At 67.0% G+C, this 12,142-nt stretch carries 9 protein-coding genes; 3 read left to right on the top strand and 6 right to left on the bottom strand.

All coding sequences use genetic code 11. The features are described 5' to 3' along the window. The first annotated feature begins 24 nt into the window (after nt 1-24). The 3 genes from BAY15_RS09085 to mtnC all read left to right on the top strand — a co-directional run bounded on the left by BAY15_RS09085 (nt 25) and on the right by mtnC (nt 2,015). A complete protein-coding gene (locus BAY15_RS09085; protein WP_068851473.1) occupies nt 25-663 on the top strand; it encodes a methylthioribulose 1-phosphate dehydratase in 639 nt (212 codons plus the stop codon). A 92-nt stretch (nt 664-755) separates the two neighbouring features. Continuing rightward, entirely contained in the window at nt 756-1,313 is a 558-nt protein-coding gene (locus tag BAY15_RS09080) for a 1,2-dihydroxy-3-keto-5-methylthiopentene dioxygenase (protein ID WP_068851470.1), read from the top strand. Nucleotides 1,314-1,316: 3 nt separating this feature from the next. Then, entirely contained in the window at nt 1,317-2,015 is a 699-nt protein-coding gene (mtnC, locus tag BAY15_RS09075) for an acireductone synthase (RefSeq protein ID WP_068851467.1), read from the top strand. Between the two features lie 240 nt (nt 2,016-2,255). Here the strand turns inward: mtnC and BAY15_RS09070 are convergent, their stop codons facing one another. From BAY15_RS09070 to BAY15_RS09045, 6 genes are all read right to left on the bottom strand, one after another. After that, nucleotides 2,256-4,883: a beta-mannosidase gene (locus BAY15_RS09070; RefSeq protein WP_068851464.1), complete on the bottom strand. Its 2,628-nt coding sequence runs from the start codon at nt 4,881-4,883 to the stop codon at nt 2,256-2,258. A gap of 24 nt (nt 4,884-4,907) precedes the next feature. Next, nucleotides 4,908-6,101 (bottom strand): AGE family epimerase/isomerase, encoded by a 1,194-nt coding sequence (locus BAY15_RS09065; protein ID WP_068851463.1) that lies wholly within the window; start codon nt 6,099-6,101, stop codon nt 4,908-4,910. Continuing rightward, nucleotides 6,098-7,096 (bottom strand): carbohydrate kinase family protein, encoded by a 999-nt coding sequence (locus BAY15_RS09060; RefSeq protein ID WP_068851460.1) that lies wholly within the window; start codon nt 7,094-7,096, stop codon nt 6,098-6,100. Before BAY15_RS09060 ends, BAY15_RS09065 begins: the two co-directional genes overlap by 4 nt. A 7-nt stretch (nt 7,097-7,103) precedes the next feature. Further along, on the bottom strand, nt 7,104-8,414 hold the full coding sequence (gene fucP / locus BAY15_RS09055; protein WP_068851456.1) for an L-fucose:H+ symporter permease: 1,311 nt from the start codon (nt 8,412-8,414) through the stop codon (nt 7,104-7,106). A 43-nt stretch (nt 8,415-8,457) separates the two neighbouring features. Next, nucleotides 8,458-9,525 (bottom strand): LacI family DNA-binding transcriptional regulator, encoded by a 1,068-nt coding sequence (locus BAY15_RS09050; RefSeq protein WP_068854636.1) that lies wholly within the window; start codon nt 9,523-9,525, stop codon nt 8,458-8,460. 72 nt (nt 9,526-9,597) lie between these two features. Then, a complete protein-coding gene (locus BAY15_RS09045; protein WP_068851454.1) occupies nt 9,598-12,060 on the bottom strand; it encodes a GH92 family glycosyl hydrolase in 2,463 nt (820 codons plus the stop codon). Between the last annotated feature and the right edge of the window lie 82 nt (nt 12,061-12,142).

Here is a 12,142-nt window from a genome sequence, read left to right as displayed (position 1 = left end):
CGCTGCGCCGTTAAAATGCCCGCCATGAACGACACCCCTTACGACACGGCTCGTCTGAGCGAACTGGCCCAGGTGCTGATCGACAACATCCGCGAACTGGCCCAGGCCGGGTGGACGCCGGCGACCAGCAGCAATTTCTCGCACCGGCTGGATGACCGGCATGCGGCGATCACGGTGTCCGGCAAGGACAAGGGCCGCCTGATCGAGGACGACATCATGGTGGTGGACTTCGACGGCAAGGCCGTCGGCCGGCCGCTGCGTCCGTCGGCCGAGACGCTGCTGCATACGCAGCTGTATCGCCGGTTCCCGGAGATTGGCTGCGTGCTGCATACCCATTCTCTTGTGCAGACCACCGCCTCGCGGCTGTATGCGGCCAATGGGCATATCCGGCTGGAAGGGTATGAGCTGCTGAAGGCCTTCCACGGCAATAGCACCCATGAAACCGCCGTGGACGTGCCGGTGTTCGCCAACACCCAGGACATGGACGAGCTGGCCGCCAAGGTGGAGCAGAAGCTCGACGAAGGCTGCATGTGGGGCTATCTGATCGACGGGCATGGCCTGTACGCGTGGGGCCGGGACATGGCCGAGGCGCGTCGGCACATGGAGGCGTTCGAGTTCCTGCTGCATTGCGAGCTGGAGCTGCGCAAGCTGCGCGGGCCCTGAGCCACATGCTCCAGCGTCATCAGGTCGCGCCCCCATTCAGGGCCGGCCGCTGATACTCTTTGAGGTCCCCCCTCGCCGTTCAAGCTGCCGCCATGAGCCGACTGCGCATTTACAATCACGACGCCCCCGATGCCCCGGTGCTGGATACCCAGGACGGCGCGACCATTGCCGCCGAGCTGGAGAAGATCGGGGTGACCTTTGAACGTTGGCAGGCGGCCCATGAGGTTTCGCCGGGCGCCAGCCAGGAAGAGGTGTTCGCCGCCTACCGCAGCGACATCGACCGGCTGGTCGCCCAGCACGGCTTCAAGAGCGTGGACGTGGCCTCGATCGCGCCGGACAACCCCAACCGCGCCGAGCTGCGGAAGAAGTTCCTGGACGAGCACTTCCACAAGGAAGATGAGGTCCGTTTCTTCGTGGCCGGCTCGGGGCTGTTCACGCTGCACGTGGACGACAAGGTCTATGAGATCGAGTGCGTGAAGAACGACCTGATCGCGGTGCCGGATGGCACCACGCACTGGTTCGACATGGGCGATGAGCCCAGCTTCGTGGCTATCCGATTCTTCACCGAGCCGGATGGCTGGGTCGGGCACTTCACCGGCACGGACATTGCCCAGAAATTCCCTCGTTACGTTCCGACCAAGGCGTCCTGATCCATGCCCCACCCCACTGTCATCCTCACCGACATCGAAGGCACCACCAGCAGCATTTCCTTCGTGAAGAACGTGCTGTTTCCGTATGCGCGCAAGGCGCTGCCGGCGTTTGTCGCCGCGCACGGCCAGCAGCCGGAGGTGCGTCGCTGGCTGGATGCGGTGGCGGTGGAGATCGGCGGTGCCTGCCAGGACAGCCTCATCGTGGAAACCCTGCAGGGCTGGATCGACCAGGATCGCAAGCACACGGCGCTGAAGGCGCTGCAGGGCATGATCTGGGAAGCCGGCTACCGCAATGGCGACTACAAGGCGCACTTCTACCCGGAAGTGGCCGCTGCGCTGCGCGGCTGGCATGCGCAGGGCAAACCGCTGTATGTGTACTCCTCCGGATCAGTGCCCTCGCAGAAGCTGTTCTTCGGTTTCAGCGAGGCCGGCGACCTGACCAGCCTGGTGTCGGGCTGGTTCGATACCGAGATTGGCGGCAAGCGCGAGGCGGAAAGCTACCGCAACATCGTCAAGGCCATCGGCGTGCCGGCCGGGCAGATCGTGTTCCTGTCGGACGTGGTGGAAGAGCTGGATGCAGCCCGTGAAGCCGGCCTGCAGACCCGCCTGCTGGACCGCCTGGACGATTACCCGCTGCCGCGCACCGGCGAAGCCACGCACGGCCACGACCGCGTGGAAAATTTCCAGCAGATCACGCTGTAATCCAGGCCACGCGATCAGTATCGGAATATCGCACGAACGATTTCGGTAGGGTCGGTTCCCAAACGACTGCCGATAGCGGTCGTGACTTCTTTAACGCATGACCTCCGGCGAAAACGTCTCTCCGTTTGAGGTCATGCGTCCCAGCGCCGATCATCGTTACGTGCAGTCGTTTGGGAACCGACCCCACCGATCCCCAGCCCCAAATCCATCACGCCGCCCATCCCGCACGACGCCGGATGGTCACTGAACCGCCATCGCGTCGGCTACTGAGCGTATCTGCAGCGCGTTGCGCAGCGTTTCGAGTTCGACATCTGCCTTGACCTTGATCCGCACCGGTTCACCCGGCACCAGGTCGATGGCGTTGTCGTCCAGGGTGGCGTCCATTCCGTCGAAATCCACCCACACGCCGCGTGCCAGCTGCGCCGCGCGCAGCTCCAGCACGATGTCATCGCCGTCCTGGATCCAGCGGCTGTCGATCTGCACCTTTGGCAGCTGCATATCCTTGGCCGCCGCGAAGTAGACCACCTGGCGCGACCGCACACGCTTACCTTCCAGCAGTTCCACCACCGCGACCGTACGCGCGGGATCGGCCCTGCCCAGCAGCTGCGCGTCGGTGAAACGCCCGACGTCCAGCGCCGACAGCGCCGGCACCGTCACCGCATGCTGTTGTTGCGAAACCTGGCGGCCATCCACATCCATCACCCGCAACCGCCACTGTGCTTTCAGCGGCTGCTGCAGGTCATTGAGCAGGCTGACGCGGGTGACGCCCTCATCGCGCAATGCCGCCACCGCATGGTCGGCGAAGAACCGCTTCGCATGGAAGTGCAGGGCCTTCCAGCGCCCGGCGTAATCGATGCTGGACCAGGACGCACCCGGCCAGACGTCATTGAGCTGCCAGTACAGCGAACCCATCGTGTACGGGCGTGAGGCACGGTGGTGCAGCGCGGCCAGCGCGATGCCTTCGGCCTGCATCACCTGGCTCAGGTAGACGAAGTCGGGGAAATCACGCGGCGTGCCGAACTCGCGCTCAACGTACTGCAGCAGGCGCTGGTTGCCCTCGCCCGCCATGAACTTCTGGTGCGCGCGCACGGTGTCGCTGTCCACGCGCAGCTCCTCCGCCGGAATGATGCCTTCCAGCGTGCGCAGCACCGGCCACGCCTGCAGGCCATACTCGGACATGAAACGCGGGGTCTCACGCAGGTACGCCTGCACCGGCAGCGCCGGGTTGCCCCATACCTGCCAGTAGTGCTTGTCGCCGCGGGTGGAGTCGTTGGCCACGGTATCGAGGTCGTTGCTCGGCGAGCTTGACCAGTACGGCACGCCCAACCCTTCCTCGGCCACCACCTTGCGCAGGTCGTTGCCGAACAGGTCTACGTAACCCTGCCAGACACGTTCGGCAAACGCCGGATCGGCCGCCTTCAGGTCGCGGCCATGGCCCCAGTCCTTCCACGCGGTTTCTTCTTCGTTGTTGCCACACCACAGCACCACGCTGGGATGCGCGCGCAGCCGACGCACGTTGTCGCGCGCCTCGGCCACGACGTTGGCGCGGAACGCCGGGTCGTAACCCGGCTGCATGCCGCCGCCGAACATGAAGTCCTGCCAGACCAGCAGGCCCAGTTCGTCGGCGATGTCGAAGAACACCTGGTCCTCGTAATAACCGCCGCCCCAGTTGCGCAGCATGTTCATGTTGGCGTCGCGCGCGGCGGTCAGTTCGCGGCGGATGCGCGCCGGATCGACCCGCGCGGGGAACATGTCGAACGGAATGACGTTGGCGCCCTTGGCGAAGATCGGCACGCCGTTGATGACAAAGGCGAAGCCCTGCCCGCCCTTGGCGTCGTTCTCGCGGCGCAGCTCCACCGTGCGCAGCCCGGTGCGCATGCGGTACTCGGCCTCATCGGCGGTTCCCGCGCCGGCAACCACGCGCACGGTGTAGCGCGCCTGTTCGCCATGGCCTGCCGGCCACCAGCGCCGCGGTCGGTCCAGCGTCACCGGCACCGACAGCACCTGCTGGCCTGCACGCAGCGACGCCGTCTGCCTCACCGTCGCCGCCACCTGCCCATCCGGATCAATCAGCGACACACTGAGCGGCAGGTTGCGCGCCGCAGCGCTGTCCATCTCCACCGCCACCGTCAGATCCGCGCGGCGCGCATCCAGCGCCAGCGTCTGCACGGCCACGTCGGTGATCCGCTGGGCGTTCCAGCTCTCCAGCTGCACCGGGCGCCAGATCCCGGCGGTCACGTAACGCGGGCCCCAGTCCCAGCCGAAGTGGTACCCGGGCTTGCGCACGAAGTTGCCGACCATCGCATCGCGCGGCTCATCGCCATACGGCGACGGGTAATTGCCGGCGATCTTGTGCGGCATCGCCTGCACGCCGGGCAGCAGCGTGGTGATCGGCGAACGGAACACGATCCGCAATACGTTGCCGGTGGCCTTCAGTTGACCATCCACCCGCGCCCGCCAGGTGCGGTGGCTGTTGTCAGCGCGCAGCAGCGCCCGATCGTTGAGGCTCACTTCCGCAAAGGTATCCAGGCCTTCAAATGCCAGTTCGGCATGCGCGTCGGCCAGGGTGGCGGCGTCCACGTCGAAACGCGCCTGGTACTCCCAGTCGGCCAGCCCGATCCACTGCAGTCCGGCTTCGGGCGCACCGGCGTAAGGGTCCGGAATGAGTTTGCTCGCCAGCAGGTCGGTATGCACCGACCCCGGCACCGACGCGGGCCGCCATTGGCCTGCCTCGGGATGCGCCTTGAGCTGCGCGTTGCCCGGCAGCAGCCGGAACGACCATTGCGCACGCAGCTGCGCCGCGCCCGCGGGGAGCGCATGAAGCGCAAGCAACAGAACCAATCCAACGCTCCACGCCCAACGCTTCATGCATCGCCTCACTGTAAGGTCAACTCAACGCACCACGTTGAGTACTTCGTAGCACGCGCCCATGGTGTGGTAGTCGGTCTTGCCGGCCGGGCTCTTTTCGTTGCTGTACTTGCGGTTGTCCGCATCCAGGATGCGGTACCACGCGCCGTACTGGTGGTCGATCATGTGCTGCCAGGCGTACGCCCAGAGCTTGTCGTACCAGTCCCAGTAGACCGCGTCACCGGTACGCGCGGCCAGCAGCGCGGCGGTGGCCAGCGATTCGGCCTGCACCCAGAAGTACTTGTCGTCGTCGCACACCGTGCCATCCGGCGCGAAGCCGTAGTACAGGCCGCCGCGCGCCTGGTCCCAACTGCGCGCCACGGCGGTATCGAACAGGTGGCGCGCGGTCGGCACCAGCCAGTCGGCCTGCACATGGCGGTCCAGGATCAGCAGCAGCTTGGCCCACTCGGTCTGGTGGCCGGGCTGGAAGCCCCACGGGCGGAACAGGTGCTTGGGGTTGTCGAGGTTGTAGTTCCAGTCGATCTGCCACTGCCGGTCGTAGTGCTCCCACACCAGCCCCTCGCCCTGCGCAGCCTGGCGGCGCGTCATGTGGTCGGCCAGCAGCAGCGCACGGTCGCGGTAGCGGGCTTCGCCACTGGCCTCGAATGCGGCCAGCATCGCTTCGCACATGTGCATGTTGGCGTTCTGGCCGCGATAGTCGCTGAAGTTCCAGTCGGCGTCCGCTTCGTCCTTGTACAGGCCGAATTCGGGTTCCCAGAAGCGCGTTTCCAGCAGGGCCCAGGTTTCATCCATCCACGCACGTGCTTCGCCGATGCCGGCCTTCAACGCGCAGCTGTAGGCCAGCAGCACGAAGGCCACGCCGTAGCAGTGGTTGGTGGCATCTTCGACCACGCCGTCGCGCAGGGTCCAGGCGTAGCCGCCGGTGGCCGGGTTGCGGTGCACCTCGCGCAGGTAGCGGATGCCGTGCTCCACCGCCTTCAGGTCCTCCGCCTTGCCGAATTCGCGGTAGGCCATGGCGTGGTTGAACACGAAGCGGGTGCTGCTCACCAGGTGGCGGTGGCTGGCGTCGTAGACCGTGCCATCGTCCAGGTAGTAGTGGAAGAAGCCGCCGTTGGGGTCGATCTCGTGCGGCTGGTAGAACGCCATGCTCTGCGCGATGTGCGCGCGCAGGAATTCCGGCGAACGGAAATCAGGCTGGGCGGGAATGGCGGTAGTCATGCGGCGGTTTCCTGTTGTTGCTGCAGCAGTGTCTGGACATCGGCCAGGCTCGGCATCGCGGCGAACGCGCCCTTGCGGGTCACGGCCAGCGCGCCGACGGCGGCACCGAAACGGATGGCGTCCTGCAGCCCGGCCGCGTCGCGGCAGAAGTCGACGAACGCATCGCCATCGGCACCGCGCTCACCGAGCGCGAACAGCAGCCCGCCTACGAACGCATCGCCTGCGGCGGTGGTGTCCACGGCAGGCACTTGGAAGCCGGTGACCACGCCGCTGCCATGGCGGGTGTGCCAACGCATCGGGGCGGCGCCATCGGTGACCACCACGGCCTGCGCATGCGCGGCCAGCAGGCGCTGGATGACCACGGCATTGCCGTCGGCGCCCAGCGGCGCGGCCAGGTATTCAAGTTCCTCGCGCGAGAGCTTGACCAGGTCGGCCAGCACCAGCGCTTCCCACAGCTGCGCGGTCGGGTCGACACCGGCCGGCCACAGCGCGGGGCGCAGATTGAGGTCCAGGCTGACCATCGCACCGGCCGCACGTGCGCGCTGCATGCCGTCGAGCGTGGCCTGGGCGATGGCCGCTTCAGTCAGGCTGTTGGAGCACACGTGGAAGCTGCGGGTGCCGTCGAAACAGGCCGGGCTGAAGTGCTCGGCGCGGAACAGCAGGTCCGCGGCCGGCGGCCGGTAGAAGCTGAAACTACGCTCGCCGTGCGCGTCCAGCGCCACGAATGCCAGCGCGGTCTTGGCCGCGTCGGTGCGCACGATGCAGTCGGTGGCGACCCCGGCACCGGCCAGGCTCTCGGCAAGGAAGTCGCCGAACATGTCCTGGCCGAGCATGCCGGCGAAATGGGTGTCCGCCCCGAGCCGCGCGGCGGCCACGGCAACGTTGGCAGGGGCACCGCCGGCGTACTGCAGGAACGCGCGAGGCGTGTCCGGCGTGGCCGGCGGCTGCGCAAGTAGATCGATCAAAATTTCGCCGAAACAAACAATCTTGGTCATGACGCGCTCAGCCCCCCTGGCTGAAACCGGCGCGCGGGCGCGAGCCCCACACGCCGTAGAAGAGGATGTAGCCGTAGCACAGCAACGGCAGGATGAAAGACAGGTGCAGGCCGATGCGGTCGGCCAGCAGGCCCTGCAGGAACGGGATGATCGCGCCACCGACGATGGCCATGATCAGCAGGCTGGAGGCCTTGTTGGTCAGCGCGCCCAGGCGCTCGATGCTGAGCGCGAAGATGGTCGGGAACATGATCGAGTTGAACAGGCCGATGGCCACCACCGAGTACATCGCCACCTGCCCTTCGCTGGCCATGGTCACTGCCAGCAACACGGCATTGGCGGTGGCAAACAGGGTAAGCAGGAGGCGCGGGGAGAAGCGGGTCATGATCGCCGAACCAGCGAAGCGGCCGATCATCGCCATCGTCCAGTAGGCCGACACGTAGCCGGTGGCCTGCTGTTCGGTCAGGCCGCCGATGTTCGGCATCGACAGGTAATTGACCAGGAAGCTGCCGATCGAGACTTCCGCACCGACGTAGAAGAAGATGCCCAGCACCCCGAAGGTCACGTGGCGGTGGCGCAGCGCATCCATCAGGGTGTGCTTGACCGGGTCGGCCTGTTCGGTGGTTTCATTCAACGCCGGCAGGCGGAACAGGTAGACGAACACCGCCAGCAGCGCCAGCGCGATCGCCAGGCCCACGTACGGGCCCTGCACCGACTGTGCTTCCTGGGTGCGGTAGGCCAGCTGTTCGGCCGCGCCGAGTGCGGCCAGTTCATCGGCACTCTTGACCGTGTTGCCGAGGATCAGCAGGCCGCCGAAGATCGGCGCGATCGCCGTACCCAGCGAGTTCAGCGCCTGCGCCAGGGTCAGGCGGCTCGAGGCGGTCTGTTCCGGGCCGAGCAGCGCCACGTACGGATTGGCCGCCACCTGCAGCACGGTGATGCCGGTGGCGAGCACGAACAGCGCGCCAAGGAAGGCTTCATACACCCGCAGTTCGGCGGCAGGCCAGAAGCCGAGCGCGCCAACGGCGGCGATGGCCAGGCCGGCCACGATGCCCTTCTTGTAGCCCAGGTGCGCCACCAGCCGACCGGCCGGCAGCGACATCAGGAAGTACGCGCCGAAGAAGGTGAACTGCACCAGCATCGCCTTGGCGTAGTTCAGTTCGAACACCGCCTTCAGGTGCGGAATCAGGATGTCGTTGAGGCAGGTCAGGAAGCCCCACATGAAGAAGATCGTGGTGGCCACCGCCAACGCCATGCGCGTGTTGACCACGGGCGCGGTGGATGACGATGTGGGCAGGCGATGCGTTGGAGAAATGGGCATGCGTAACGCGCCTCAGTGTGCGGGCAGGTGAAAGGGAACGGAATCAGCCGACGGCGGGGCCGCTGCTGTCACGGATACGGAGCTGCACCGGTGCCACGGTATGGCGCGGTGCGGCGGTGGGATCGTCCAGCCGCTGCAGCAGCAGTTCGGCCGCCTGGCGGCCGCGCTCGCGCGGATTGACGGTAAGCGTGGTCAGCGGCGGCAACGCCACCGCTGCTTCGGAAATGTCATCGAACCCGGTCACCGCGAAATCGCGGCCCGGCTGCACGCCGCGCGAGGCCAGGCCCAGCATCAGGCCCAGGGCCACGGTGTCGTTGTAGCAGACCGCCGCTGTGGGCACGTCGCCGGCGAACAGCTCGCCCGAACGCGCGGCGGCTTCCAACCGGTTGGGCGCTGATTCAATCAGCCAGTCCGGCTTCACCGACAACCCCGCCTCTGCCAAGGCCTGCGCATAGCCGGTGCGGCGCTGGTGGCAGGAGCTGGACTCGGCATGGCCGCCGAAGAAGGCGATGCGGCGATGGCCCTGCTCGATCAGGTGGCGGGTGGCCAGGTAAGCACCCTGCTGGTTGTCCAGGGTGAGGAAATCCCAGTCGCCGCCCTTGAGCTCGCGGTTGAACAGCAGCACGTTGGCATAGCCCACGGCCTGGCGCACTTCGGTTGCATCGCTGCCCTCGGCCGGCGACAGGATCAGGCCGGCCGGGGTGTGTTCCATCAGCGTGGTCAACACCGCCTGCTGCCGCACCGGCGATTCACCGGTGCTGCCCAGCAGGGTCACGTAGCCCTTCGCGCCAAGCGCCTCGTCTACACCGGACGCGAATTCGGCGAAGAACGGGTTGGACAGGTCGTTGATGACCAGTGCCACGCTGGTCGAGGTCCGCCGGCGCAGGTTGGCTGCGCCCCGGTTGTACACATAACGCTGCCGGCGCAGTTCGGCTTCCACCCGCGCGCGGGTGTCGACATTGACCAGCGGGCTGCCCCGCAGCACCAGCGACACCGTGGCGCGCGACACGCCGATGGCATCGGCGATGTCGGTCACGGTGACCGCACGTGCGGCACCGCCACGGGGCGTGCTGGCGCGGGTTCCCTTGGCAGCGGAAGTGTCCTTTTTCATCGTGGCGTCGGCGTCCTCATGGTCCTGCAAGCCTAAACGATCACATCGGTCAACGGATCGCGGCCGGCGGGCTCATTCCAGCGCGGCCCCCGGGGTGGCGCAGTACGACACCGGCAGGGCGTCGACCTGGGTACCCCAGCCGGTTTCCGGTGCCGTGTCGCCCAGGGTGTAGGCGATGGTGCCGCCCTGCTGCAGGCGGTTCCAGTCCACCCACACCGGGGCATGCGCCTGGCCATCGACCTGCACGCCCTGCACGTACTGCAGCTTGCGGCCGTCGGCACCGGGAGCCTGCAGCCGCAGCGTGCGGCCCTGGCCCAGGTCGACCTCGACCTTGGCAAAGCGCGGGGTATGCAGCAGGAACTCGCCGCTGCCCGGCACCGCCGGGTACAGGCCCAGCGCGCTGAACAGGTACCACGCCGACATGGTGCCCAGGTCATCGTTGCCGGTGACGCCATTGGGCGCGTTGGTGAACAGCTGCTGCGCGGCGCGCACCACCGTGGCGGTCTTCCACGGCTGGCCGATCAGCGTGTACATCCACGGCGCATGCAGGTCGGGCTCGTTGTTGGGGTTGTAGCGGTACTGGTTGTAGTAGCTGTACGGGCCCACCACCCATTCCTTGCGGGCGGCCTGCAGCGGCGACTGCAGCAGCGCGTCATAGGCGAAGAACGCATCCAGGCGCTTGCCGGCGTTCTCGCGGCCGTGCATGGCTTGGACCAGGCCGGGGATGTCCTGCTGGGCCAGCCACTGGTACTGCCACGCCGTGCCTTCATGGAACCCGTGGTGCGAGCGCGGGCTGTAATGCCCGTCGGCCGGCAGGTACCACTTGCCATCGTCCATGCGCGGGCGCGGGAAGCCGCTCATGCCGGTTTCCTCGTCACGCACGCTCGGGTCCCACACTTTCTGCCAGTTGCGGCCGCGCTGGCGCAGCACGCCGGCATCGTCGGCATGGCCCAGGCCATCGGCCATCTGCGCCAACGCGCAGTCGGCCAGGGCGTACTCCAGGGTGGCCGAGCCGCCGTGGTGCGGATCGACATCCATGCCCTTCGACGGGAAGGCGCGGTCGTAGGCGACGTAGCCATTCTCCACATAGCCCGGGTTGCCCGAGCGGCCGGCATGCCGCGAGTTCATCGGCGGCAGTTCGAACGCATTGCGGCGCAATGCGGTGTAGGCCTCGCCTTCGCGCCCGGCCAGCGCGCCGAAGCGCCACAGGTCGACCATGAAGGGGGTGACCGGGTCGCCGGTCATGATGTTGGTTTCGAAGTTCGCGTAGCCCCAGCGCGGCAGCCAGCCGCCCTGCTCGTTGATCGCGAGCAGGCTGCGGCCGATATCCCTGGTCACCTGCGGGCGGGTCAGCGCCAGCCACTGGTTCTGCGCACGGTAGGTATCCCACAGCGAGAAATACTCGTAATAGGTCCAGCCCTCGGCGCGGTGGATGTTGTCGTCGTAGCCACGGTAGCGGCCGTCGGCATCGCTGCCGGTCAGCGGCTGCAGCAGCGCGTGGTACAGCGCGGTGTAGAGCACGGTGCGGTCGTCGGCATGCTTGCTGTCCACGCGCACGGTGGACAGTTCCTTGCGCCACTGCTGCTGCGACAGGCTGCGCATGCGCTCGAAGCCAAGCAGGCGGCCATCCTGCATGCCATCGCTGCGCAGGTTGGCGCGTGCGCCGTCGGCATCCACGTGCGAAATCGCGCTGACCGCGGTTACCGCGCGGCCCTTGGACAGGTCGAAGCTCAGCCACGCGCCGCTGGGCTTGAGCTCGCCTTCCATGCCATGGCGGGCGCCGGGCAGGCCACCGCCCTCGCCCCAGGTGCCATGGGCCTTGAACGGGCGGTCGAACTCGATGCGGAACCAGGTCGTGTACTGGTGGCCACCGCAGAAGCTCTTGGTGACCAGCTTGCCTTCGACCACGCGGTCGCCGACCACGTCGATCACGCTGCCGATCACCGAATGGCGCTCGTTGGCCTGGCCCACGTTGACCAGCACGTGGCCGGTACCGGCGTCGGCCGGGAAGGTGTAGCGCTCGGCGGCGGCACGGGTGCGTGCGGTAGCTTCGGCGTCGATGCCGCCGTAGCTGGTCAGGCGCACCTTGTAGTAACCGGCCTGGCCGACTTCGCCTTCGTGGGTGTAACCGGAGGCGTAGGCCTTGTGGTCGAAGCTCTTGGCGTTGTCGGTATCGAAATCACCGCCCGGGCCGATGGTGCCGGTCACCGGCAGCACCGAGACCTGGCCGCCCTGCTCCCAGCAGCCGGCGCCGGACAGGAAGGAATGGCCGAAGCCGCGGATCTTGGGATCGTCATAGCGCCAGCCGGCATAGTGTTCGCCGATGGGGCTCACCTGGATCAGGCCGAACGGGGCCGAGGCGCCCGGGAACGTATTGCCGTCATCCTTGCTGCCGATGAAGGTGTTGACCTCCCGCTCGAGCGCGGCCGGGGCGGCCTGCAGCATCGGGGTGAAGGCCAGCACGGCCAGGCAGGCCAGGCCCGCCAGCGGGCGGCGCAGGGGCGGAAGGGCAAGGCGGGACGGCAATCGGCGCATGCAGTGGGTCCTATGGTTTGGATCGCTCCAAAGTCACGACGACGTGAATTTAGATCGATTTAAGTAAACCATGGACAAATTG

It is taken from the genome of Stenotrophomonas rhizophila, from assembly GCF_001704155.1.
Classification (GTDB): Bacteria; Pseudomonadota; Gammaproteobacteria; order Xanthomonadales; family Xanthomonadaceae; genus Stenotrophomonas; species Stenotrophomonas rhizophila_A.
This window is presented reverse-complemented; position numbering and strand designations above follow the sequence as displayed.